This window comes from Halostella sp. PRR32, from assembly GCF_034808085.1.
GTDB lineage: Archaea > Halobacteriota > Halobacteria > Halobacteriales > Natronoarchaeaceae > Halostella > Halostella pelagica.
The window spans coordinates 584,284-606,854 of record NZ_JAXHGL010000003.1 but is presented as its reverse complement, the minus strand read 5'-3'; the positions used below and the strand labels follow the sequence as shown (position 1 = coordinate 606,854).

Below are 22,571 nucleotides of genomic sequence, written 5' to 3'. Positions count from 1 at the left end.
GTGAAGGAGCGAGCGGAGGGGCCTAAATTCCCCGGTCCGGGCGTCGCGTCAGAGCCAACCGACGACCGGCGACCGGCGGACCGATCCGCCGGCGTTCGCCGGTCGCAGTTCGCGGGAGACAGTCGGCGAACAGTCGTTCGTCCGGGTCGGCGCGGGGACGTAGCGGCGGCGGTCGTCGCGCAAGACGGAGAGGACGGCGTCCGGGAGAAACACCACCCGAAGGCACTACCGAACACGTCCCGTACGGACGATATGGACGAGGCACAGGCCGCGATAAGCGCACTTGAGCAGCTCGGTTTGACCGCATACGAAGCACGGTGTTTCGTCGCGCTCACGCGGATCCCTCACGGGACGGCCAAAGAGGTGGGGAAAGTCGCCGACATTCCGCGGTCGCGGGTGTACGAGACGGTGGAGAAGCTCCAGAAGAAAGGGTTAGTGGCGATGGAGGAGGGCGAACCGCGGACGTACCAGAGCGTTTCGATCGACAGCGCGATCAGGATACTCCGGAAGGAGTACGAGTCGTATTTCGAGACGGTCGAACGGTCGCTCCGACAGCTGGAGCCGGCGTACAAGGAAGCCCAACAGGCGGTGTGGGCGATCAGCGACCACGAACAGGTGACCGGTCGGGTGATCGATATCGTCGACGGCGCGAGCGACGAACTGGTGTTGATACTGCTGGACGAGGGGTTACTCGACGAGGACGTCGTCGCCGCGCTCGCCGATGCCACCGAGCGCGGCGTCACCCTCCACGTCGGTACCGTCGTCGAATCGGTTCGGGAGCGCATCAACGACGCCGAGATAGATGCCGTCATCTTCACCACCGGACTGATCGAGTGGTTCACCTCGATGAGCGAGAGCCCGCAGATCGGGCGGCTGCTAATGGCGGACCGGGGACCGGTGCTGGTGAGCGCTACGCACGACGAACAGCTACCGGGTGTGCCGAACGAAACCGCGGCGTGGAGCGACGGGATCGACCACGGCTTCGCGACGTTTACCGAGCGGGTGTTGACCTACGAACTGAAAGAAAACGTCGGAGATATGTACGACGAGACCGAGTGATCGACTCCCCGAGTGCCGCTTTCCCGACGGGCTTCGACGGTGCCCGAGAGCGATGGTCAGGGCTAAAGGCGTTCCCGCCATCGTACCGGGCATGAAACAGGCGATCGTCGCTCGCACAGACATCGGCATGGGACAGGGAAAACTCGCCGCACAGGTCGCACATGCGTCGCTTTCGGCCTACCAGGACGCGGACAAGCGGACCCGCAAGCGATGGAAAGGCGACGGCCAGAAGAAGGTCGTCCTCAAGGGAAGCGGCGAGTCGCAACTGTTCGAACTCGCAGACGTCGCGGAGCGCGAGGGACTGCCCCACGCCATCGTTCGCGACGCCGGCCACACTCAGTTGGACCCTGGTACCGTCACAGCACTGGCGGTGGGTCCCGGCGACGAGGCCATCGTCGACAAAGTAACTGGTGACCTCTCGCTGTTCTAGAGCGCGGACCTGTCAGCACCGTCCGCCTCAGTCACGTCCGAGACGAAACCGGCGTCGAGAGGGCGCTTCTCCTCCCTAAATTCCATCTTGGCTGTTTCATTCCGGGCACGTCGGAAGAGTCTGATCCCACCGGATACTATACTCATAGCCATCCGATTCCAGCGAGGCTATTGAGCAAGATGGAACCACTATACCCGTGCCGCTCTTCGGAAGGAGTGATGAGTACGACACTCGGTACGGAACAGGCCCCACAGGACTCCCGGAGCGTAACCGAGTCGGTTCTCCACGCTATCGCGGACGAACTCGACGCGGATCTCCTCGATCTCGAACCGCTTCACGACGCCGTCGACCCCGACGCGCTCGAAACGATCTTCGACGACACGTCGTCGACGAACCGAAACACTGGATCCGTCACCTTCGAATCGAACGGCTGTGCCGTCACCGTCGCGGCCAACGGATCCGTCACTGTGCAGGCGATGACGACATCGAACGAGTAAGAGACGCTGTCGGCTATTGTCGGATATCTGCCAGCATCAGCAACCGGATCCGGTACACTGACTCAGCGACTCCTGTACGAGCAGGGACAGCCGACAGTGTACTCTGACTGCGACCGCCGGCCCAGTGCGCGGGACTTCACGTCGGTTCCAGCGCGGACCGGTCAGCCCTTATGCCCCGCGGCGACACCACTCTCTATGGACGCAATCCGTCGTTCGCCGGGAGGTGGTCGCTGATGCGGTCGCCGCACGATATCGAGCGTGCAGTCGGCATGGAGTATTACGTCAGCGACGCGGACGGGACCGGCGGAAGACTCCGCGCCGAGGAAACCGACTTCCGCGTCGAGGAACTCGAACGGTTCGACACGGAACCGGTCGACGCTGACTCGGGGACGTACAACCATCTGGTTCTCCGAGTCACTCTCTCTGGCTGGGATACGAACGACTTCGCCAAGCGCCTCTCGGACGCGATAGGGATCAGCCGCGAACGGGTCTCCTGGGCCGGAACCAAGGACAAGTACGCGGTAACGACGCAACTGTTCAGCGTGAAGGGAGTCGAACCGGCCGACCTCCCCGACATCCGCGACGCTGCCATAGACGTCGTTGGCCGCGCCGGGCGAGCCATCCAGTTCGGCGACCTGGCGGGCAACGCGTTCGACATCGTCGTTTCCGACCCGGACGCGCCCGAAAACGCGGACGCGATCACCGCGGCCCTCCGCGAGTTCGGCGGCGGGTCGGCCGCGGTCCCCAACTTCTTCGGCCAGCAGCGGTTCGGAAGCAAGCGACCGGTCACCCACGAGGTCGGTCTGTGCGTCGTCCGCGAGGAGTGGGAGGAAGCCGTGATGGCCTACCTCGGCAACCCCCGCGAGAGCGAACCCGAAGGGACGCAGGACGCCCGCCGCTTCGTCGAGGAGAACCGTGACTGGACGGCCGCGCTGGAGGAGTTCCCGCGCCGCCTCGGCTACGAGCGGTCGATGCTGCACGAACTCGCGGACAACGGCGGCGAGGACCCGGCGGACTTCCGCGCGGCGCTGGAGACGGTCCCGTCGAACCTCCAGCGCCTGTTCGTCCACGCCGCGCAGTCGTACGCGTTCAACCGGATCCTGAGCGAGCGACTGGAACGCGGTCTCCCGTTCGACCGCCCTGTGGAGGGAGACGTCGCTTGCTTCGCGGACACCGACGCGCCGGACGGCCTCGCCCTGCCTGACACGGACCGCCTCCAGCGCGTCACCGAGCGTCGCGTCGACACCGTTGCCCGCCACTGCGAACGCCGCAGGGCGTTCGTCACTGCACCCCTGATCGGAACGGAGACGGAACTCGGGGACGGCGAACCGGGCGAGATCGAACGGGACGTTCTCGACGACCTCGACCTCGCGCCGGCCGATTTCGATCTGCCGGGCGAGTTCGAGTCGACCGGGACCAGACGGGCGGTCCTGGTCCACACCCATCTCGACGTGGAGTGCGACCCGCTCAGGTTCTCGTTCACTCTGCCGAAAGGGTCGTACGCGACCGTCGTCCTGCGCGAGTATCTGAAAGGCGATCCGCTACATCTCGGGTGACGGCGAACGGGACTTTCGCAACATCATAACGGTGGTCGCTTCGCCGCGCGGACGGTCGGCGACATGACGGGGCCGAGACTGAACCTGGCCGACCCATTTATTCGTTCGTGTGGAAGGGCACATATGCGAAGTGAACGGCTTCGGCGCGAGATAGACCAGGCGCTGCAGGCAGGATGGGCTATCGAGGACGAGTCGCCCGACCGCGTCGTCCTCGTGAACCGGAACTACGGCGACCTGGGCGTCCACGTCGTCATCGCTCTTCTCACCGCCTGGTGGTCGTTCGGCGTCCTCAACGCGGTTTACGCGGCCTACAAGTATCTGAACGACTCGCAACGGCGGGTCCTGTGGGAGTCGGCCCGCGCGTGTCCGAACTGCGGCGAAGCGGCCGCAGCAGACGCCGAGTTCTGCCGAACGTGCGGCGAGAAACTTCCCCACGACTCGGACGGGCCGCACTCCTGCCCGGAGTGCGGCGTCGTGCTGGCCGACGGCGCTCGGTACTGCCGCAACTGCGGGAGCGAGGTCGGCACACGATCAGCGACGGGCCAGGACGTCGGGTAGTCGATCCGGGTTCGAGTGAACGACTCCCCCGGAGATACGAGAAGCGGGCGTGTTTTATCCGGCGCGCAGTTACCATCGGTCATGGACTGTCGGCAGTGCGCGTCCCCGCTGGAGCGACCGGGCGACTACTGTCTGGTCTGCCGGACGCCGAACGCCGACGCGGTCGTTCTCGACATCGACCGGGACCGAGCGTCGGTGACGATGCTAGACGAGGACGCCGTCGTCGCGACGACGACGATAACTACGAGCCCCGAGGACGGCGAGGAGACCGGCGTGATCGAACTCCGAAACTTCGCCGGGCGCATCGCCGACGAGGTGCGGCGCAAGCGGCCGGAGGAGGTGTTCGCCGCCGGTCACCGCGAAGTGTTGCGATCGACGCGGGAGCAACTCCACCACGAGTTCTACCGCGTCGAGGAGGAGGACCCGGTCCAGGCGGTACTCGACAGGCAGGGAACCGCCGCGCTGGAGGTCGTCGACGCCGCACCGAGAGAGAAGATCGGCGGCACGCACACCACGCTCATCGGCGGGCGGGCGGGCAGGCGCGCCGTCCAGACTGTCGCGGGACATCCGCACGTCAAGAAGATAGTACCCGGTCCGATCGACGCCGGCGGGAAGGGGTCGCAGTCCGGTCTCCGCGCGAAAGCGACCCGGTCCGACGGGAACGGTAACGTCCGCCTGTTGATCCGCAACGGGTCGAGCGTTCAGGAAAACCGGGTAGTGACGACGGCCCGCGACCGCGACACCGGTGAGCGGGTTCGAGAGGACCTGAACGACGCACTCGCCGAAGCGGAGTTACAGTAACCCCAGCGGCTCTGTCGGCGAGCGGGGTCGGTCCAATTCTCACCGGCCCCCCAACGCCTTTTTAGCTGTAATTAGATATAATTAGACGATGGCCTCTCGGTACGACGCGGTGCTCGTTGCGATCCCGCTCGTCGCGTCGAGCGGGATCGTTCTCGAAGCGGGCGCACGAGCGTTCGGGACGGGCGGAGGGGGATCGTTTCTCTGGGTCGTCGGGTTCGTCGGCGCGCTCTGTCTCATCACCCACGAGATCTTGACGCTGCCGGTGGACGGGGAATCCAACTCGTAGCCTTTATTTGCGCGCTTCGGTTACGTGACGGTACTATGGCCGAAGACGGAAAACGACGAACCGGTAGTGCTGGGCGCTTCGGTGCGCGCTACGGTCGCGTCGCCCGACGCCGAGTCGCCGAGATAGAGTCGGATATGAACGACGACCACACCTGCCCGGACTGCGGCACCGACGCCGTCGACCGACAGGGAACAGGCATCTGGCAGTGCGGCAAGTGCGGGTACAAGTTCGCGGGCGGGACGTACCGACCCCAGACCCCCGGCGGACGAACTGTTACCCGTTCGATCCGCGCCGCACTGGCTGACGAAGAATGAGCTACAAGTGCTCTCGCTGTAAGCGCGACGTCGAACTCGACGAGTACGGCGGAGTTCGGTGTCCCTACTGCGGTCACCGCGTACTGCTGAAAGAGCGGAGTCGCGACGTCAAGGAAGTCGACGTCGAGTAACGTGGCGTCGTTCGTTCACGAGACGACGCTCGCGTTCGACTACGCGTCTCCCGAACGCGCTCGAATCGTCGAGCGGAGCGTCTGCCAAGAAGTCGGCGAGATAGCGGGCGATCGCTCGACGACGACGGTGTCGCGGACCGCTGCAACGGTGACCGTCACTGTCGAAGCGTCGGACCTCGTTGCCCTCCGGGCGGGCCTGAACACGTGGCTCTCGCTCGTCGACGCGGCGGAACGAACGCTCGAACGTGCGGTTCCGGGAGACCGTCTGACGTAGGGAAGGTTACGGAAGTTCCGCGTCTCTGCTCTCCGAGAGTTGGGCTTCGAGTTTTTCAGATCCGAGATACCAGACGAGACCGGTGTCAGCGTCGTACGCCACGACGCCTTCCGTCTCCAGACGCTGCAGGTGTGAGTGGTGTAGCGACGACAACACCCGACTCTCGTGGCCGCGCGGCGGGTCGAGATCGCCCGTCTCCCAGTCGACGACGGCGTCGACGAGGTCGTCAAAATCGACCGGACTGTCCGCGTCGACGAGGTGGTAGAGGGCGTATCTGCGACGACGTTCCGCCATCAACTCGAACACTGCACTCATTGAGAGCGTCTCGGATCGCGTTTCGTCTTGGTCGCCCCGAACGAACGGGGCCGGGCGGGGAGGCTCCTGCCGGCTCGTGTCGTCGCTACTCATGCCTATTTATATTCATAAATAACGCCCTTAACAGTAACGACAGGCGTCGCCTCTTCTGCCGAAGTGATAAAGCGGGGGTTTTTCAATGCGGGGAACGACCCTCAGAATATGCAGGGTAATCTGCCGCCGGAAGCACAGGAAAAACTCGAAGAACTGCAGGACCTTCAGGAGACGGCCCAGCAGGTCGCCGTCCAGAAAAACGAGGCCGAGACGCAACTGACCGAGGCACAGAACGCTCTCGACGAACTCGGCGACATCAGCGAGGACACACAGATGTACCGAGAGGTCGGCGAACTGCTCGTCGCGACCGATTACGACGAGGCGCAAGACGACCTCGAAGAGAAGACCGAGAGCCTCGAGATCCGCGTCGAGACCCTCGAAAAGCAGGAGGAGCGCGTGCAAGAGCAGTTCGAGGAACTGCAGCAGGAACTCCAGCAGATGCTCGGTGGCGGCGGTGGCGGCGGCCCGATGGGCGGAATGGGCGGCGGCGCCGGCGGCGCATAAATGCCGACTGACGACGAAGTCGTACAGACCGCCGCCGAGGCGGCCGAGAACGTCGTTTTATCGCGGTTCAAAAACTCAGATATCGACGACCTGGACGTAACGGTGACGTTCGAGGACGAGATCCTCGAAGTCGACGTGTACGTCCACGCCCCTGACGGAGACGCCGACGAGGACCGCGTCGCAGACGACGCCGCGCTCGCCGCGCGCGGCGCGGTCGACGATCTCTTCGATTCGGCCTGAGGGGGTTTTCGCTGCCGTAACGGTAGTTCGTAGCGCAATCCTACAGCTACCGCCGTTTCATCCGTGGACGAGCGGCACGCGGAGCGTTCCAGACGCCGAAAACGGTCGTGTTACGCGATCAGGAAGATGAGTACGCTCACGATCATCGCGACCAGTGTCGTCGCCGCCGCGAGACCGCCACCCATCGACACCATCGCGTTGGCAGTGCTGGCGAGCGTCTCCGTCCGGTCGTTACCGAACACGGTGACGGCCGCGCGCTCGCTCGCTATCCCGGCCTCGACCGGTTCGACGTCGTCGACGGCCTCGTCGACGAGTCGGCTGATCAGGTCGAGCAGTTTTCCGTCGGGAATCGCTTCGCCCACCTGGTTCGTCGCCTCGACCTGGTTGACGACGTGCGTGTCGGTCGTCATCACTTCGATCTGATCGGCCCCGGTGATGCCCGTAACGAGGCGGTCGCGGAGGCCCGGTTCCATGTTGTTCCCGTCGATCAGGACGTACGCCGTTAACTGGTCGTCCACTTCGAACACGGCCACTCTGACGCCGAGCGGACCGATCCCGTCGTCGGGCTCCCAGGGCGTCTCGTCCCAGGCGACGCCGACACGAAGCGGTGCCCGCGGCGCGTCGACCAGCGTCTCTCCGGCCCGCGCGGCGGCTTCCTGCGTCTCGAAGGCTCGCTCGCTTCCCGGGGTGACGTGACCGAGGTCGTCGCCCTGCAGGCCGTCGTTGCAGTTGTGCGCGTCAGCGAGGAGGACGTCCTCGACCCCGCCGGACCGGGCTTCCGCGGCCGCCGCGAGGCCGACGGCGTAGGAAACGTCGTCGGCGAAGGAGGGCGAGTAGGTGATAGTCGATAGGAGGTCGTCACCGACCGCCTGCGCCAACAGCGAGGCGTCGCCTTCGTCCACGCGGACGCTCCGGGTCGCGCGGTCGGTGTAGTCGATGTCCGCCATCGCGCGGTCGGCGGCGTCGACGACGGTGTCGACCTCCCGCTCGGTGACGAGGTTGAAGTCGTGGCCGGCGGTCGCGTGCGGCGGGAACCCGAGCCCCTCCGCCTGCTGGGCGACTCGAACGGGCAGGTTACCCCCGCCGATCTCGCCCATCGGACCCGGGTGGATCATCGGCAGGACGAACCGGGCTTTCTCGTCGCCACCGGGGCGGCGAACCGAACAGACGGTGACCGGGACGACAGCCTCCTCGCCGATCTCCTCGAAGAAGTCTTCGAGTTCGCGGGTCCCGTCGGCGATGTGGCCGATAAACCCGCCGAGAAAGTCGAGCACGCTTACGCCCAGGCTCCGTTGCCACGGCCGGTCGATGGTCCGGACGAACGCGTACACCGCCGCGCCGTAAACGACACAGATGGCGAGTAGTAGCCCGAAGTCGCTGGGGACGACGACGTTCAGTTCGGGGGGTGCCTGCCCCTGTCGCGAGAGGAACGCTTCGACCAGACGGCCCTCGACCGCGAAATACCGCATCGTCCCGCTGTACACGAACAGCATGACGGCCGCGGCGGCGGTCTGGATGCTCGCCGGGATGGAAGCGACCAGTACGCCGTGACTCGACACCGCCATCACGACGAGCAGGCGAAAGGCGAATATCCCGGCGAGCGCCGCCAGGAAAGCGTCGAAGACGAAATTCAGGCCGAACGGGGAGAGCGCGGCGACGACGCCGGCACCGACCAGCACGGCGACGACGAACACCTCACAGATGAGCGCAAGTAGCGACGACCGGTTCGGCGTTAGCTGTCCGCCGAGCGAGCGGTCGACGCTGCTGGTCAGGAAACTCGCCGCGACGGTCGGCACGCCGACGAAGAAGACCCCCTGCCAGACGTCCTCCAGCAGATACGTGTTGTCGAAGACGCCGACGCCCGTGACGGCGGCGACGACGAGCGCGAACGCCAGACTCGCATGCCACCGCGGCGCGCGAAAGACGTAGCGGGAGAGACTCGCAAGGTCACCTTGCGTCGCTGTCATTAGTTTCGGGTTCTCGCCCGTAGATAGTAAAGATGTAGTGTCGATCGCACCCGCCCTCGCGTTCAGTTACCGGCGTTCGATCAGGCGTGAGACGACTTGCGAGCGGTACTGTAGCTCTCACAGATCTGCCGGAAGTTCTCGAACAGTTCCTCGCCCTCGGCGGTGTGTGCGACCTCCGGATGCCACTGGACGCCGTAGAGGTCGCGGTCCGCGTCGCTCATCGCTTCCACGTCACAGACGTCGCTTCGTCCCGTGAGTTCGAACCCGTCGGGGAGCTCTTTGACCTCGTCCGCGTGACTCGCCCACACGCGCGTCTCGGGCGCGAGCGACCCGGTCAACGGGTCGTCCTCGTTCAGTATGTCGACGGTGACATCGGCGTACCCGCCGTACTCGCCGCCGCCGACTCGCCCGCCGAGTTCGTCCGCCATGATCTGCATGCCGAGACAGATCCCCAGTACCGGTACGTCCGCCTCCAGGTACTCCGCGCTCCGACCGATGTCGTCCATGTCCGGGCCGCCGGAGAGGACAACGCCGTCGGCGTCTATCTCTTCCGGCGGCGTGTCGTTGTCGATGAGGTCGGTGTCGACTCCCATGTCGCGGAGCGCGCGCTGTTCGAGATGCGTGAACTGTCCGTGGTTGTCAACCACGACGATCCTCGTCATTACGCACTCATACCCGGTCAGCGGATAAAAGCGGTCCGGAGTCGCTTCCGGGGAAGCGGTAAGATTAAGCGCCGGCCAGACGACAGTCGGAGCATGCCAAACGCCTTCGACGAGTTCAACCACCCGGCGTGGATGACTGCGCTCGGTACCGGAGTCGGCTACGCGATCATCCTCGTGGCGATGACGGCGATACTGTTCGGCCTGCCGTACCTGCTGTTCGTCTCGCTGTAGGCCCTGATAAGACGTACGTCAGTTCGGGAGTTCGCCGACCGGGACGGCAGACACCGGCACACAGTGACAGCAGTCTCGACGACCCCGACCGACGGTCGGGAGCGCGGCGCTCGGCGGTTCGTCGAGCGTCGCGCGATGACGGGGAAGGGCTGGCAGCCATCAAGCAATAGATCTGCGACCGGTCCGATGACTGAACGGACCGAAGCAGAAGAGGAGTGGTTTTAGTCGAGCTTTTGCCGAGTCGAGCGAACTCGGCGCGAAGTCGTTCGAGACGATCACCGTCTCGTCACCGCGGAAGTCGATTCGGGTTTTCCGAACGACAGCGTAAAAGGTCGCGTCAGGCGAACGTCTTCGACACCGTCTCTTCCTCGGACTCCGACTCGATCTTTTCGTAGGCTTCCTCGAAGTCGGACTGGCGGATGTCGGTCCGGTCGTCGCGGATGGCGAACATCCCGGCCTCGGTACAGATGGCCTTGATGTCGGCCCCGCTCGCTTCCTGTGCCATCTCGGCGAGCGCGGTGAAGTCGACGTCGTCTGCGGTGTTCATGTCGCGGGTGTGGATCTGGAAGATGATCTCACGACCCTCGTTGTCGGGCTTGGGCACTTCGATGAGACGGTCGAAGCGACCGGGCCGGAGGATGGCGCGGTCGAGCATGTCGAAGCGGTTCGTCGCCGCGATGATGCGGATCTCGCCGCGGTCCTCGAAGCCGTCCATCTCCGAGAGCAGTTGCATCATCGTCCGCTGGACCTCGGCGTCGCCGGAGGTCTTCGACTCCGTCCGCTTTGCCGCGATCGCGTCTATCTCGTCGATGAAGATCACGGCTGGTTCGTGCTCGCGAGCGACCTCGAAGAGGTCGCGGACGAGTTTCGCGCCCTCGCCGATGAACTTGTGGACGAGTTCGGAGCCGGCCATCTTGATGAACGTGGCGTCCGTCTCGTTCGCGACCGCTTTCGCCAGCATCGTCTTACCGGTGCCCGGCGGGCCATAGAGGAGGACGCCGCTCGGGGGTTCGATCCCGACCTTGTCGAACGCGCCGGGCTTGTTGAGCGGCATCTCGACGGTTTCGCGGACTTCCTGCATCTGCTCTTCGAGGCCGCCGATGTCGCTGTAGGTGACATCGGGGCTCTCGCTGACCTCCATCACGCGAGCGCGGACGTCCGTCTCGTTGTCGAGGGCCTTCACGATAGAGAGAGAGTTGTTGACCGCGACCCTGCTGTCCGGTTCGATGTCCTCCCGCATCTCGTCCGTGACCTCGGTCAGCGCTTCCTGATTGTTGCCGTGCTGTTTGATGATGACGCCTTCGTCCGTGACTTCCTGAACGGTGGCGACGAACAGCGGCGACTGCTTGAGCTTCTTGTTCTCGTGGGTGAGTCGTTCGAGTTTCTGCTGATACTTGTTGTTCTCGGCGTTCGCGTCGAGGAGTTTGTCCCGCATCTCCTCGTTTTGAGACTCCAGAACTTCCAGGCGTTCGCGTAACGCCTCTATTTTCTCCTGTTGCGACGCCTCCTCCTCGTCGTACGGGAGATCGACGTCTTCCACGGTGTCGGTCATCACCACGGCATAAGGGGTTGACTCATAAAAGCCTGCGGGTGAGTACCCACGAACAACGGTGACACATCACAAAACTACCGCCACCCCGTTCGTGTATGAATACCCAACAGTAATATATAGAAAGGAGAAATATTATTAGCCTGTATTCACAACAGTGCAGGTACCGATGGGAGCATCAGAGTCAGCACAGCCAGAAGAAAGTGAAACGGGAGGTACCTGGGACGACGTTCGCGACCTGCCGCCGAGCGCAAAACTCGTGGCGAAGGTATTAGAGTACAACGACACGCTCACACAGAGTCAACTCGCGGAAGAAACCCTTCTCCCGCCCCGTACCGTCCGGTACGCGCTGAACCGCCTCGAAGACGCAGACGTCGTCGATTCGCGTTTTTCCTTCTCCGACGCGCGCAAGCGACTGTACACACTCGCTCTGGAATGATTGTCCGTTCCGAGGGAGAACACGCCCTCGACTGAGACTGTCGGCTGTAGCTTCGGAAAGCTAATCTGACCCACGAGGTCCGATATTCTTCGAGGGATTACAGTCGACAGTGTGAGCCACTCGTAGAGTTTATATACCATGCCGGGTCCAGACCCGGCGTGGTCGACGTCCCGACGGCGAAACGAGCGCTCGCCGCGTTAGCCCGCGACGCCTGTGTGAGCGATGCGAGTACCGATCCGGAAGACGAACGCGGGACTGCCGACGGCACCGCGAGTGGGGCGAACGAACCAGACAGCGAGACGGCGGACCACCGAGACGTGATCGACATCGCCGCCGCCGCAGTCGAGGATATTGACCGCGCGGCCGCCTTCGACGAAACGGTCGGCCTCACCCGGTTGCGACGGGCCGTCGAACGTGTGCCGGACCGCGAGACGAAACGTCGCGGCCAACGGGCGCTTGCGACGTATCAGCGGTTTCGCCGCGTCGCAACTGACGAGCGTGGACCAGCGGAAGCACGTCACCGCACGGCGGACGGCGATCAGTTTCACTGCGGTCGCGGAACCGATTTAAGAAGAGATCGCCAAAGGAGGGATACATGACACGGGTGATTCACACGGGCGACACCCACATCGGGTACCAGCAGTACCACTCGCCCGAGCGGCGGCGGGACTTCCTACGAGCATTCGAACAAGTTATCGAGGACGCACGCGAAGACGACATCGCAGCAGTCGTCCACGCCGGCGACCTCTTTCACGACCGCCGTCCCGACCTGCGGGACCTGCAAGGGACTGTCGCAGCGTTGCGCTCGCTTCGGGACGCTGACATCCCGTTTCTCGCAGTCGTCGGAAACCACGAGGGGAAACGAGACGGCCAGTGGCTCGACCTGTTCGAGGACCTCGGGCTCGCTACTCGGCTCGACGACGAACCGTTCGTGATAGACGACACCGCGTTCTACGGGCTCGACTACGTGCCCGAGTCGCGCCGCGACGATCTGGCGTACGACTTCGAACCACACGACGCCGACCACGCGGCGCTGGTCGCCCACGGCCTGTTCGAACCGTTCGCGTACGCGGACTGGGACACGGAGACGGTGCTTTCAGAGGCGACCGTCGATTTCGACGCGATGTTACTCGGCGACAACCATACGCCGGGCAAGTCCAAGGTCGAGGGTGCCTGGGTGACCTACTGCGGGTCGACGGAACGGGCGAGTGCGGACGAACGCGAGGACAGGGGGTACAACATCGTCAGGTTCGGCACCGCCGACGAGGGGATGGATTCACCCGGAGACGACGTAGCGATAACCCGCCGCGGCCTCGACGCGACCCGGGACTTCGCCTTCGTCGATGTCGAACTCGCTGAGAACGAGGGCGTCGAGCGCGTTCGAGAACAGGTACGCCAGCACGAACTGGAAGACGCCGTCGTCCTCGTCACCGTCGACGGCGACGGAGAGCCGATAACGCCCGCCGTGATCGAGGAGTTTGCCACGGAAGCGGGCGCACTCGTTGCACGGGTCAACGACCGACGGGACCGGGACGACGAAGACGGGGAGGTGTCAGTGTCCTTTGCCGACCCCGATGACGCCGTCCGCAGGCGAGTCCGGGAGATGGGACTCAGCGAAGCGGCCCACGACGTCGACGAAACCGTGCGAGCGAGCAAGGTCGCCGACTCGAACGTCCGAGACGAAGTGTCCCGGCGCGTCCGCGGCCTGCTCGACGAGGACGCCGCGGCGTTCGATTCAGGACCCGACGAGGAAGCCCCCGAAGAAATCGAGGAAGTAGCGCCGGACGATGGCAAGTCGGTCAGTGAAACCGACGAGACCCACGACGGAGAAGCAGCCGCGTCCGCCGACAGCGACGGTCAGTCGTCGATGGAGGAGTACCTGTGAAGTTCGAGCGCGTGCGTCTCCGGAACTTCAAGTGCTACGCGGACGCCGAACTGCGCCTCGACAGGGGCGTCAGTGTCATCCACGGCGTCAACGGGAGCGGGAAATCCTCCTTGCTCGAAGCGTGCTTTTTCGCGCTGTACGGGTCGAAGGCGCTCGACGACCGGAACCTGGAAGACGTGATCACCAACGGCGAGGAGGAGGCCGAGGTCGAACTCGACTTCAGCCACGACGGGGGCGCGTACGGTATCGAGCGCCGCGTTCGGTTCTCGGGAGAACGCGCAAAGACCGCGACGTGCGTGTTGGAAACCCCGGACGAAACGATAGAGGGCGCACAGGCCGTTCGAGCCGAGATAACGTCGTTGCTGCGGATGGACGCCGAGGCGTTCGTCAACTGCGCGTACGTCCGCCAGGGAGAGGTCAACAAACTCATTCACGCGTCGCCGAGCGACCGTCAGGACATGATCGACGACCTCCTCCAACTCGGCAAACTCGAGGAGTACCGCGAACGCGCCAGCGAGGCCCGCCTCGGCATCGACGACGTGCTCTCGGAACTCCGCGGCGAGCTCTCCGGTCTCGAAGACCGCATCGAAACAAAGGAGGGGAAAGACCTCCCGGCGCGCCTGAACGAACTCGAAACGGAGCGAAAGGAGGTCACGGCGGAGATAGAGCGCTTCGAGGACCAGAAAGAGAAGGCCGAGGCGTCATTAGAGGAGACAGCGGAGATCCTCGCCGAACACGAAGAGAAACGCGAGGAACTCGAACGCATCGAGGACGACATCGCGGAGCTTCGCGAGACCATCGCCGACACCGAGCGGGAACGAGAGGCGCTCACGGAACAACTGGTCGAGCACCGCGAGCGCCGGGAAACCGCCCGCGAGGAGCGCGACGAACTGCTCGCGGAAACGGATCTCGACGAGGCCGACCCGGAACGGATCGAGGAGCGCCTCGGCGAGTTAGACGAGCGTGACGAGTCGCTTCGCGACGACTTAGAGGAGATCCGCGTTGCGATCAACGACCGCGAGAGCGAAGCCGAAAGCCTCAGCGAACGGGCCGCCGAACTCGAAGCCGAGGCGACGGAGAAACGGGAGCGAGCGGCCGAACTCAACGACGAGATAGACGAGGCGGAAGCGACAGTCGCCGAACGCCGCGAGAAGGTCGAGGAACTCGACGACGACATCGACGCGAAGCGTGCCGTCTTCGACGACGCGCCGGTCGATTTCGGCGAGGCCGGGGACCGCCTTGCAGACCTGGAGGACGAGCGCGACGACCTCCGGGCAGACAAACAGGAGATAGCGGCGACGCTAGACGCCAAACGCGAACAGTTGGACGAGGCCGAGAGGCTTCTCGCCGAGGGCAAATGCCCGGAGTGCGGTCAGCCTGTCGAGGACTCGCCCCACGTCGAATCGATAGACGACCTCCGCGAGACGATAGACGACCTGGAGGCCGAACGGGATGACCTGGAGGACCAGATCGACGCGCTCGACGACGACATCCAGACTGCCGAGACGCTCGTCGAGGCCGAAGACGCCGTCGAGCGCATGCGAGAGAACCGCTCGAACCTGACGCAGTTGCTCTCTGAGAAAGAGGAGACGGTCGACGGGAAACGCACCCGACGCGACGAACTCCGGGAGCGAGCGGCCGAACTCGACGAGGACGCGGCTGAGAAACGCGAGACGGCCGCGGAGACGGAAGAAGCCGCGAACGAGAAACGCGAACAGATCGCAGCGATCAACCGACAGCGCGGCGATATCCGGGAGCAACGCGAGCGTCTGGAGTCGCTCTCGGCCGTGGTCGAAACCATCGAGGACGCGGGTGACGCCATCGAGGAGGTCCGGGAACGCCGCGAGAGCAAGGACCAACTCAACGACGAGCGTCGCGAACGCCTCTCGGAGAAGCGTGAGCGCAAACAGGAACTCGACGACGCCGTCGACGAGGACCGCGTAGCGGAGGCTCGCGAGGAGAAAGAACGGGCGAGCGGCTACATCGAGGACGTGACGGAGCAACTCGGCGAACTGCGCGACAGACGCGACGAACTCGGGAGCGATATCGGCGGCGTCAAAAACGAACTCGACGAGCTAGACGAACTGCGAGCGAAACGGGAATCGCTGGAACAGCGCCGCGAACGGCTCGCGGGACTGTACGACGAGGCCGAGCGTCTACAGGCGATGTACGGCGACCTTCGGGCGGAACTCCGCCAGCGGAACGTCGAGACGTTAGAGCGGATGGTCAACGAGACGTTCGAACTGGTCTACCAGAACGACTCCTACGCGCACATCGAACTCGACGGCGAGTACGAACTCACGGTCTACCAGAAAGACGGCGAGACGCTCGACCCGGAACAGCTGTCCGGCGGCGAGCGCGCGCTGTTCAACCTGAGCCTGCGCTGTGCCATCTACCGCCTGCTGTCTGAGGGCATCGAGGGTGCGGCACCGATGCCGCCGCTCATCCTCGACGAGCCGACCGTCTTCCTCGACTCCGGACACGTGTCGCGGCTGGTCGACCTCATCGACTCGATGCGGCAGTTAGGCGTCGAACAGATCGTCGTAGTGAGCCACGACGACGAGCTAGTCGGAGCCGCAGACGACATCGTTCGGGTGGAGAAAGACGCGACGAGCAACCGGTCGACGGTGACGAGAGAGCGCCCCGAGATAGCCGCCGTCGAATAGTTCAGTATCTGTCGTCGCGTTCCCAGTGGTTCGCACGCTGACGGTTTTCCGTCAGTATCAGTCCCGCAGAGCGTCGAGGGCGGCCGTCGCAGTCTCCGTCGCGTCGTACCCCCGTTCCCCGGCGACGCGCGCTTCCTCGACCAGGCCGGCGGCGCGAAACTCCGCGAGCAGGCCGTGGAGGTCGCTCTCGCAGAGGTCGTAGGCGTCGAGCAGTTCGCGGATGCCGACCGGGCCGCGGTCGGCTATCTCGGCAAGCAGCCCCAGCGAGCGGTCGTCGTGAACGGCGGCGATGACCCGACGGACGTCTTCGGGAACGCCGCGGGCCGAGGTCGCGAGCGGCGACTCGCCCTCGACGACGCTCAGAGCATCGTTGTCGACGTAGCGCTCCTCGCCGGTCGCCGGGTCACGGACGCGACTGCTCTCGCCCGACTGCTTCAACAGCAGGTATCGGTCGCCCGACTCGTCGCGTACGGTTCGCATGAAAGAAGATCGGTCAGTCGGCCGGTTATGCGTTCCGGACCGAACTACGCTTGATCGCGAAGCGAGACCGTCTCGGCTGTCTCGAGCCACGCAAGCGGGTTCTCGGCGTCGTAAAATACGACTCCGTTCTCGGTCTCGTACGCTTCGACCGAGTCAACGCCGTCCGGTTCGGGCAGGTCCGCACTGTGCTCGCCGTGAGCGCTTGCGTGGTCAGACATCTTCTCCTCCAGATTATGTTAAGTGTTACCACATTAAAGGTCTTGTTGCCGTCTGTGTTACACGTTCCGGCAGGGAGATGAAACCCGGCCGTCGGAAGACGGCCGAGGACGGTAACCCAGACGTTTTTATCGGCGGGTTCTAACCCGCAGTACATGACTGATTCGGGCCAGACAGGGCTCGGCGAGTTCGAGGACGGAGGCGGCGAGCGTCCCGCCGGGGAGGCGCAGGCCGTCGCCGGCAACGGCGGACAGCCGACCTCGGAGGTCGTCGATCCACTGGAGGAGGCAGTCCCGGACGCCCGGGGGACGGTCGATCTCACGGTGATGCAGGTGGACTACACCATCGCCGGAAGCGGCGAAGACGAGCGACCGATCATCCACGTGTTCGGCCGTACTGCGGACGAGAGGATAGAACACGTCGAGGTTCTGGGCTTTCAGCCGTATTTTTACGCGCCGACGGATACGCTGGACGACGAGAAACTCGACGACGGTCGGATCACCGGCTGGGAGGAGGGCCACGAGAGCATCCGCGGCGAGAAACTGACGAAGATCTACGGCCGGACGCCCCGAGACGTCGGGAACATCCGGGACCGGTTCGAGCATTACGAGGCGGACATCCTCTTCCCGAACCGGTTTCTCATCGACAAGGACATCGGTAACGGGATCCGCGTCCCCGAGCGCCGTGCGAACGACGACACGATACGTGTCCCGCACGAGGAGGTCGAACCCGTCGAGGGCGATTCGGACCCGCGAGTGAACGTCTTCGACATCGAGGTCGACGACCGCTCGGGGTTCCCGGAGGACGGCGAGGAACCGATCATCTGTCTCACCAGCTACGACACGTACGACGAGCAGTACGTCGCCTGGCTGTACGACGCGCCGGTCGGCGGCGTCGATGCGCCCGAGTCACTGTCGGACTACGACCCGATGCGCGAGGACGCAGACATCGAGGTTCGGACGTTCGACGAGGAGGAGGGGATGCTCGACGCGTTCGTGAGCTATATCGAGGAGACGGACCCCGACGTGTTGACCGGATGGAACTTCGAGGACTTCGACGCTCCGTACTTCCTCGACCGCATGGAAGTCCTCCAGAGCTACGACCACGAGTACGACCTCTCCATCGACCGCCTCTCGCGCGTCGACGAGGTGTGGCGCAGCGACTGGGGTGGCCCGGACATCAAGGGACGGGTCGTTTTCGACCTGCTGTACGCCTACAAGCGGACGCAGTTCACCGAACTGGAGTCGTACCGACTGGACGCCGTCGGCGAGACTGAACTCGGCGTCGGCAAGGAGCGGTACACGGGCGACATCGGCGACCTCTGGGAGAACGACCCGAAGCAGTTGCTCGAATACAACGTCAAGGACGTGGAACTGTGCGTCGAACTCGACCGGAAGCAAGACATCATCGCGTTCTGGGACGAGGTGCGCGCGTTCGTCGGGTGTAAGCTAGAGGACGCGACGACGCCCGGCGACGCGGTGGACCTGTACGTTCTGCACAAGGTCCACGGCAACTTCGCCCTCCCCTCGAAGGGACAACAGGAAAGCGAGGATTACGAGGGCGGCGCGGTGTTCGAACCGATCACGGGCGTCCGCGAGAACGTCACCGTCCTCGACCTGAAGTCGCTGTACCCGATGTGCATGGTGACGACGAACGCGTCACCGGAGACGAAAGTCGACCCCCAGACGTACGACGGCGACACGTTCGTCGCTCCCAACGGCACCCACTTCCGGAAGGAACCGGACGGCATCATCCGGGAGATGGTCGACGAGTTGCTGGAGGAGCGCGAACAGAAAAAGGCGATGCGAAGCGAACACGACCCCGACAGCGAGCGGTACGACCTGTTCGACCGCCAGCAGGCCGCGGTGAAGGTGATAATGAACTCGTTGTACGGCGTTCTCGGGTGGGACCGGTTCCGCCTCTACGACAAGGAGATGGGCGCGGCGGTGACGGCGACGGGTCGCGAGGTGATCAACTTCACCGAGGAAGCGGCCAACGAGATCGGCTACGACGTGGCGTACGGCGACACCGATAGCGTCATGCTCGAACTCGGCGGCGACATCTCCGTCGACGAGGCCATCGAGCAGTCATTCGAGATCGAGGAACACATCAACGGGTCGTACGACGAGTTCGCGAGCGAGGAACTGAACGCTCGGGAACACCGCTTCCAGATCGAGTTCGAGAAACTCTATCGGCGCTTCTTCCAGGCGGGCAAGAAGAAACGCTACGCGGGCCACATCGTCTGGAAGGAGGGCAAGGAAGTCGACGACGTCGACATCACGGGGTTCGAGTACCAGCGCTCGGACATCGCGCCGATCACGAAACGCGTCCAGAAGCAGGTTATCGACATGATCGTCCACGGGAAGGACAAGGAAGCCGTCAAGGACTACGTCCACGAGGTCATCGAGGATTACCAGAGCGGCAACGTCAATCTGGACGACGTGGGGATCCCCGGCGGCATCGGCAAGCGTCTGAACAACTACGACACGGACACCGCGCAGGTCCGGGGAGCGAAGTACGCGAACGCCCTGCTCGGAACGAACTTCGCCCGCGGGAGCAAACCGAAACGGCTCTACCTGGAGAAAGTACACCCCGACTTCTTCCGCCGTCTGGAAGCGGAGGAAGGGTTCGACCCGCAACGCGACCCGGTGTACGGCGCGTTCAAGAGCGACCCGGACGTCATCTGCTTCGAGTACGCGGACCAGATCCCCGAGGAGTTCGAGATCGACTGGGACAAGATGCTCGACAAGACGCTCAAGGGACCGATAGCACGCATTCTCGAAGCTCTCGATATCTCCTGGGACGAGGTCAAGTCAGGACAGGAGCAGACGGGGCTGAGCAGTTTCATGTGACACGTTCGCGTGTCCGAACGGACCCGGATCGATCAGGCAAACGGCCGGTGATCGTTTCCGTAATAGAAAATCTATTTTCCCGACAACGAAATCGAATACGGCGAAATGCGAAAGCATTATGGGGCGCACTGACCTTCGTTCAGACACCAGAGGAACATCCAGCATGGCAACATTAGAACTCAACAATCTCCACGCGGAAGTCGCTGAAGAGGGCGTAGACGAGCAGATTCTCGACGGGGTCGACCTCGAGGTGAAGTCGGGCGAGATCCACGCCCTGATGGGACCGAACGGGAGCGGAAAGTCGACGACGGCCAAGGTTATCGCCGGTCACCCGGCCTACGAAGTCACCGAGGGAGAAGTGCTCCTTCACCTCGAAGATGGCGACTTCGGCGGGGCGTTCGAGATCCCGGAGGACAAGCGTACCTGGGATCTGCTCGACCTGGAACCGAACGAGCGCGCCGCGCTCGGCGTGTTCCTCGGCTTCCAGTACCCCGCCGAGATCGAGGGCGTCACGATGACGAACTTCCTCCGCACGGCTCTCAACGCCAAACTCGAAGAGCGGGAAGAGCTGTTCGAAGACGAGGACGAACACGAAGAGGAAGAGGAGGAAGCGGGCTACGACACCTCCCCGATGGAAGGTCCCGCGGACGAGGGCGAAGTCGGCGTCGCCGAGTTCCAGCAGATCCTCTCCGAGAAGATGGAACAGCTCGACATGGACGAGAAGTTCGCCCAGCGCTACCTCAACGCCGGCTTCTCCGGCGGTGAGAAGAAGCAAAACGAGGTCCTCCAGGCAGCTATCCTCGAACCCGAGGTCGCCGTGCTCGACGAGATCGACTCGGGCCTCGACATCGACCGCCTGCAGGACGTCTCGAAGGGCATCAACGCCCTCCGCGACGAGCAGGGCACCGGCATTCTCCAGATCACTCACTACCAGCGGATCTTAGATTACGTCGAACCCGACCACGTCCACGTCATGCTGGACGGGAAGGTCGCCAAGAGCGGCGGTGCGGAACTCGCAGAGAAACTCGAAGACAACGGGTACGACTGGGTGCGCGAAGAGTTCTACGAGACGGCGTAACCGGATTCAACTAGAACCAACGCTATAAGCCCAGAACCTTAAACGATAATATCAACAATGAGCTCAGAACAAGACCACCTAAAAGAGACCGACACCGAGAAGCGCTTCGAATTCAAGAAAGAAGAAAGCGCGGCGGTGACCTCGGGCAAGGGACTGACCGAAGAAGTCGTCCGGATGATCAGCGACGACAAGGACGAGCCCGAGTGGATGCTGGAGCGCCGCCTCCGCTCGCTGAAGCAGTACCACGAGATGCCGCTCCCGACCGACTGGCCCGGCCAGCCGGACCTGACGGAGCTGGATATCGAGGAGATCGTACCGTACATCCGACCGGACGTCGACAAGCGCTCCGGCGCTGACGACTGGGACGACCTCCCCGAAGACATTCAGGACACCTTCGAACAGCTCGGCATCCCCGAAGCGGAGCGCAAGGCGCTTTCGGGCGTCGGCGCTCAGTACGAGAGCGAAGTCGTCTACCAGAACATGCAGGAGCAGTGGGAGGAGAAAGGCGTCGTCTTCTGTAACATGGACGAGGCCGTTCGGGAGCACCCCGAACTCGTCAAGGAGTACTTCATGACGAAGTGCGTCCCCCCGAGCGACAACAAATTCGCCGCGCTGCACGGCGCTGTCTGGTCCGGCGGCTCGTTCGTGTACGTCCCCGAGGACGTCACAGTCGAGATGCCCGTTCAGGCGTACTTCCGAATGAACAGCGAGGGGATGGGCCAGTTCGAACACACACTCATCATCGCCGAGGAAGGCTCCGAAGTCCACTACATCGAGGGCTGTTCCGCCCCGAAGTACGGCAGCCACAACCTCCACTCCGGCGGCGTCGAGGTGTTCGTCGGCGAGGACGCCCACGTTCAGTACTCGACCGTGCAGAACTGGTCGAAGAACACGTACAACCTAAACACCAAGCGCGCCATCTGCGAGAAGGGCGGCACGATGGAGTGGGTCTCCGGTAGCATGGGTTCGAAAGCGACCATGCTGTACCCGTCGACCATCCTCAAGGGCCGCGGCGCGACTGACAATCACATCACCATCGCCTTCGCGGGCGAGGGCCAAGACATCGACACCGGCGCGAAGGTGTACCACAACGCGCCGAACACCAAGTCCACCATCGAGTCCAAATCTATCGCGAAAGACGGCGGCCGCACGAACTACCGCGGTCTCGTCCACATCGCCGACGGCGCGGAGGGCTCCTCCACGTCCGTCGAGTGCGACGCGCTGATGTTCGACAACGAGTCCACGTCGGACACCATGCCGTACATGGAGATCCAGGAGTCGAAAGTCGATGTCGCCCACGAGGCGACCGTCGGGAAGATCGGCGACGAGGACGTCTTCTACCTCCAGTCCCGCGGACTGGACGACGACGACGCCAAGCAGATGATCGTCGCCGGGTTCATCGAGCCCATCACGGAAGAACTGCCCATCGAGTACGCGGTCGAGCTCAACCGCCTCATCGAGCTCGAAATGGAAGGGAGCCTCGGATAA

The 22,571-nt window shown here is 63.8% G+C and carries 26 protein-coding genes; 20 read left to right on the top strand and 6 right to left on the bottom strand.

Annotated features, from left to right (window positions below; translation table 11 throughout):
• The 10 genes from SM753_RS12975 to SM753_RS12930 all read left to right on the top strand — a co-directional run bounded on the left by SM753_RS12975 (position 1) and on the right by SM753_RS12930 (position 5,906).
• Positions 1–1,059 (top strand): helix-turn-helix domain-containing protein, encoded by a 1,059-nt coding sequence (locus SM753_RS12975; protein ID WP_323191909.1) that lies wholly within the window; start codon positions 1–3, stop codon positions 1,057–1,059.
• 91 nt (positions 1,060–1,150) lie between these two features.
• Positions 1,151–1,489: a peptidyl-tRNA hydrolase Pth2 gene (gene pth2 / locus SM753_RS12970; protein ID WP_135533458.1), complete on the top strand. Its 339-nt coding sequence runs from the start codon at positions 1,151–1,153 to the stop codon at positions 1,487–1,489.
• Between the two features lie 218 nt (positions 1,490–1,707).
• The gene (locus tag SM753_RS12965; protein ID WP_323191908.1) at positions 1,708–1,986 is read left to right on the top strand and encodes a HalOD1 output domain-containing protein; all 279 of its coding nucleotides are present in this window, start codon (positions 1,708–1,710) and stop codon (positions 1,984–1,986) included.
• Positions 1,987–2,219: 233 nt separating this feature from the next.
• Positions 2,220–3,542 carry a tRNA pseudouridine(13) synthase TruD gene (gene truD / locus SM753_RS12960; RefSeq protein WP_323191907.1) on the top strand — a complete coding sequence of 441 codons (1,323 nt, stop codon included), beginning with the start codon at positions 2,220–2,222 and terminating at the stop codon, positions 3,540–3,542.
• Between the two features lie 123 nt (positions 3,543–3,665).
• Positions 3,666–4,100 carry a zinc ribbon domain-containing protein gene (locus SM753_RS12955; protein WP_138796947.1) on the top strand — a complete coding sequence of 145 codons (435 nt, stop codon included), beginning with the start codon at positions 3,666–3,668 and terminating at the stop codon, positions 4,098–4,100.
• Between the two features lie 81 nt (positions 4,101–4,181).
• Complete coding sequence (locus tag SM753_RS12950; protein WP_135533462.1) at positions 4,182–4,901, top strand: DUF2103 domain-containing protein; 720 nt, start codon at positions 4,182–4,184, stop codon at positions 4,899–4,901.
• Between the two features lie 88 nt (positions 4,902–4,989).
• On the top strand, positions 4,990–5,187 hold the full coding sequence (locus SM753_RS12945; protein ID WP_323191906.1) for a hypothetical protein: 198 nt from the start codon (positions 4,990–4,992) through the stop codon (positions 5,185–5,187).
• A 35-nt stretch (positions 5,188–5,222) separates the two neighbouring features.
• Positions 5,223–5,501: a 50S ribosomal protein L37ae gene (locus tag SM753_RS12940; protein ID WP_135533464.1), complete on the top strand. Its 279-nt coding sequence runs from the start codon at positions 5,223–5,225 to the stop codon at positions 5,499–5,501.
• Positions 5,498–5,632 (top strand): DNA-directed RNA polymerase subunit P, encoded by a 135-nt coding sequence (locus SM753_RS12935; protein ID WP_066378269.1) that lies wholly within the window; start codon positions 5,498–5,500, stop codon positions 5,630–5,632. Before SM753_RS12940 ends, SM753_RS12935 begins: the two co-directional genes overlap by 4 nt.
• A gap of 1 nt (position 5,633) precedes the next feature.
• Entirely contained in the window at positions 5,634–5,906 is a 273-nt protein-coding gene (locus SM753_RS12930) for a KEOPS complex subunit Pcc1 (protein WP_138796945.1), read from the top strand.
• Positions 5,907–5,912: 6 nt separating this feature from the next.
• Here the strand turns inward: SM753_RS12930 and SM753_RS12925 are convergent, their stop codons facing one another.
• A complete protein-coding gene (locus SM753_RS12925) occupies positions 5,913–6,314 on the bottom strand; it encodes a hypothetical protein (RefSeq protein WP_138796944.1) in 402 nt (133 codons plus the stop codon).
• A 108-nt stretch (positions 6,315–6,422) separates the two neighbouring features.
• Between SM753_RS12925 and SM753_RS12920 the strand changes: the two genes are divergently transcribed.
• Positions 6,423–6,818, top strand: coding sequence for a prefoldin subunit beta (locus tag SM753_RS12920; protein ID WP_135533467.1), 396 nt, complete (start codon positions 6,423–6,425; stop codon positions 6,816–6,818).
• The gene (locus tag SM753_RS12915) at positions 6,819–7,058 is read left to right on the top strand and encodes a DUF3194 domain-containing protein (protein WP_135533468.1); all 240 of its coding nucleotides are present in this window, start codon (positions 6,819–6,821) and stop codon (positions 7,056–7,058) included.
• A gap of 110 nt (positions 7,059–7,168) precedes the next feature.
• On the opposite strand, the gene SM753_RS12910 is transcribed toward SM753_RS12915, so the two are convergent.
• On the bottom strand, positions 7,169–9,025 hold the full coding sequence (locus SM753_RS12910) for a DUF2070 family protein (protein WP_323191905.1): 1,857 nt from the start codon (positions 9,023–9,025) through the stop codon (positions 7,169–7,171).
• A gap of 80 nt (positions 9,026–9,105) precedes the next feature.
• Entirely contained in the window at positions 9,106–9,687 is a 582-nt protein-coding gene (locus SM753_RS12905) for a GMP synthase subunit A (RefSeq protein WP_323191904.1), read from the bottom strand.
• A 93-nt stretch (positions 9,688–9,780) separates the two neighbouring features.
• On the opposite strand from SM753_RS12905, the gene SM753_RS12900 reads away from it, so the two are divergent.
• Positions 9,781–9,918, top strand: coding sequence for a hypothetical protein (locus SM753_RS12900; protein WP_168192933.1), 138 nt, complete (start codon positions 9,781–9,783; stop codon positions 9,916–9,918).
• A gap of 337 nt (positions 9,919–10,255) precedes the next feature.
• Here SM753_RS12900 and SM753_RS12895 read toward each other — a convergent pair whose 3' ends face one another.
• Positions 10,256–11,470, bottom strand: coding sequence for a proteasome-activating nucleotidase (locus tag SM753_RS12895; RefSeq protein WP_323191903.1), 1,215 nt, complete (start codon positions 11,468–11,470; stop codon positions 10,256–10,258).
• Positions 11,471–11,636: 166 nt separating this feature from the next.
• On the opposite strand from SM753_RS12895, the gene SM753_RS12890 reads away from it, so the two are divergent.
• The 4 genes from SM753_RS12890 to rad50 all read left to right on the top strand — a co-directional run bounded on the left by SM753_RS12890 (position 11,637) and on the right by rad50 (position 16,457).
• Positions 11,637–11,906, top strand: a complete 270-nt coding sequence (locus SM753_RS12890) for a helix-turn-helix domain-containing protein (protein WP_135533472.1) — start codon at positions 11,637–11,639, stop codon at positions 11,904–11,906.
• 158 nt (positions 11,907–12,064) lie between these two features.
• Positions 12,065–12,505, top strand: coding sequence for a hypothetical protein (locus SM753_RS12885; RefSeq protein WP_323191902.1), 441 nt, complete (start codon positions 12,065–12,067; stop codon positions 12,503–12,505).
• Positions 12,502–13,791: a DNA double-strand break repair protein Mre11 gene (mre11, locus tag SM753_RS12880; protein ID WP_323191901.1), complete on the top strand. Its 1,290-nt coding sequence runs from the start codon at positions 12,502–12,504 to the stop codon at positions 13,789–13,791. The genes SM753_RS12885 and mre11 overlap by 4 nt, the downstream gene beginning before the upstream one ends.
• A complete protein-coding gene (gene rad50, locus SM753_RS12875; RefSeq protein WP_323191900.1) occupies positions 13,788–16,457 on the top strand; it encodes a DNA double-strand break repair ATPase Rad50 in 2,670 nt (889 codons plus the stop codon). The genes mre11 and rad50 overlap by 4 nt, the downstream gene beginning before the upstream one ends.
• 57 nt (positions 16,458–16,514) lie before the next feature.
• On the opposite strand, the gene SM753_RS12870 is transcribed toward rad50, so the two are convergent.
• Together SM753_RS12870 and SM753_RS12865 are read right to left on the bottom strand one after the other, a co-directional pair.
• Positions 16,515–16,937, bottom strand: a complete 423-nt coding sequence (locus tag SM753_RS12870) for a hypothetical protein (protein ID WP_138796936.1) — start codon at positions 16,935–16,937, stop codon at positions 16,515–16,517.
• A gap of 44 nt (positions 16,938–16,981) precedes the next feature.
• Positions 16,982–17,155, bottom strand: coding sequence for a hypothetical protein (locus tag SM753_RS12865; RefSeq protein ID WP_168192932.1), 174 nt, complete (start codon positions 17,153–17,155; stop codon positions 16,982–16,984).
• Positions 17,156–17,308: 153 nt separating this feature from the next.
• On the opposite strand from SM753_RS12865, the gene SM753_RS12860 reads away from it, so the two are divergent.
• The 3 genes from SM753_RS12860 to sufB all read left to right on the top strand — a co-directional run bounded on the left by SM753_RS12860 (position 17,309) and on the right by sufB (position 22,571).
• Positions 17,309–20,005: a DNA-directed DNA polymerase gene (locus SM753_RS12860; RefSeq protein WP_323191899.1), complete on the top strand. Its 2,697-nt coding sequence runs from the start codon at positions 17,309–17,311 to the stop codon at positions 20,003–20,005.
• A gap of 163 nt (positions 20,006–20,168) precedes the next feature.
• Positions 20,169–21,083 carry an ABC transporter ATP-binding protein gene (locus SM753_RS12855; protein WP_135533478.1) on the top strand — a complete coding sequence of 305 codons (915 nt, stop codon included), beginning with the start codon at positions 20,169–20,171 and terminating at the stop codon, positions 21,081–21,083.
• Positions 21,084–21,140: 57 nt separating this feature from the next.
• Entirely contained in the window at positions 21,141–22,571 is a 1,431-nt protein-coding gene (gene sufB / locus SM753_RS12850) for a Fe-S cluster assembly protein SufB (RefSeq protein WP_135533479.1), read from the top strand.

What these genes read in the sequence shown, in the direction of transcription:
- pth2 (WP_135533458.1), top strand. Translation starts at nt 1,151, where the DNA reads ATGAAACAGGCGATCGTCGCTCGCACAGACATCGGCATGGGACAGGGA.
- SM753_RS12870 (WP_138796936.1), bottom strand. Translation starts at nt 16,937, where the DNA reads ATGCGAACCGTACGCGACGAGTCGGGCGACCGATACCTGCTGTTGAAG.
- SM753_RS12865 (WP_168192932.1), bottom strand. Translation starts at nt 17,155, where the DNA reads ATGTCTGACCACGCAAGCGCTCACGGCGAGCACAGTGCGGACCTGCCC.
- SM753_RS12915 (WP_135533468.1), top strand. Translation starts at nt 6,819, where the DNA reads ATGCCGACTGACGACGAAGTCGTACAGACCGCCGCCGAGGCGGCCGAG.
- mre11 (WP_323191901.1), top strand. Translation starts at nt 12,502, where the DNA reads ATGACACGGGTGATTCACACGGGCGACACCCACATCGGGTACCAGCAG.
- SM753_RS12940 (WP_135533464.1), top strand. Translation starts at nt 5,223, where the DNA reads ATGGCCGAAGACGGAAAACGACGAACCGGTAGTGCTGGGCGCTTCGGT.
- sufB (WP_135533479.1), top strand. Translation starts at nt 21,141, where the DNA reads ATGAGCTCAGAACAAGACCACCTAAAAGAGACCGACACCGAGAAGCGC.
- SM753_RS12935 (WP_066378269.1), top strand. Translation starts at nt 5,498, where the DNA reads ATGAGCTACAAGTGCTCTCGCTGTAAGCGCGACGTCGAACTCGACGAG.
- SM753_RS12950 (WP_135533462.1), top strand. Translation starts at nt 4,182, where the DNA reads ATGGACTGTCGGCAGTGCGCGTCCCCGCTGGAGCGACCGGGCGACTAC.
- SM753_RS12895 (WP_323191903.1), bottom strand. Translation starts at nt 11,470, where the DNA reads ATGACCGACACCGTGGAAGACGTCGATCTCCCGTACGACGAGGAGGAG.
- SM753_RS12955 (WP_138796947.1), top strand. Translation starts at nt 3,666, where the DNA reads ATGCGAAGTGAACGGCTTCGGCGCGAGATAGACCAGGCGCTGCAGGCA.
- SM753_RS12855 (WP_135533478.1), top strand. Translation starts at nt 20,169, where the DNA reads ATGGCAACATTAGAACTCAACAATCTCCACGCGGAAGTCGCTGAAGAG.
- SM753_RS12900 (WP_168192933.1), top strand. Translation starts at nt 9,781, where the DNA reads ATGCCAAACGCCTTCGACGAGTTCAACCACCCGGCGTGGATGACTGCG.
- SM753_RS12905 (WP_323191904.1), bottom strand. Translation starts at nt 9,687, where the DNA reads ATGACGAGGATCGTCGTGGTTGACAACCACGGACAGTTCACGCATCTC.
- SM753_RS12965 (WP_323191908.1), top strand. Translation starts at nt 1,708, where the DNA reads ATGAGTACGACACTCGGTACGGAACAGGCCCCACAGGACTCCCGGAGC.
- SM753_RS12945 (WP_323191906.1), top strand. Translation starts at nt 4,990, where the DNA reads ATGGCCTCTCGGTACGACGCGGTGCTCGTTGCGATCCCGCTCGTCGCG.
- SM753_RS12925 (WP_138796944.1), bottom strand. Translation starts at nt 6,314, where the DNA reads ATGAGTAGCGACGACACGAGCCGGCAGGAGCCTCCCCGCCCGGCCCCG.
- SM753_RS12910 (WP_323191905.1), bottom strand. Translation starts at nt 9,025, where the DNA reads ATGACAGCGACGCAAGGTGACCTTGCGAGTCTCTCCCGCTACGTCTTT.
- SM753_RS12860 (WP_323191899.1), top strand. Translation starts at nt 17,309, where the DNA reads ATGACTGATTCGGGCCAGACAGGGCTCGGCGAGTTCGAGGACGGAGGC.
- SM753_RS12890 (WP_135533472.1), top strand. Translation starts at nt 11,637, where the DNA reads ATGGGAGCATCAGAGTCAGCACAGCCAGAAGAAAGTGAAACGGGAGGT.
- truD (WP_323191907.1), top strand. Translation starts at nt 2,220, where the DNA reads ATGCGGTCGCCGCACGATATCGAGCGTGCAGTCGGCATGGAGTATTAC.
- SM753_RS12920 (WP_135533467.1), top strand. Translation starts at nt 6,423, where the DNA reads ATGCAGGGTAATCTGCCGCCGGAAGCACAGGAAAAACTCGAAGAACTG.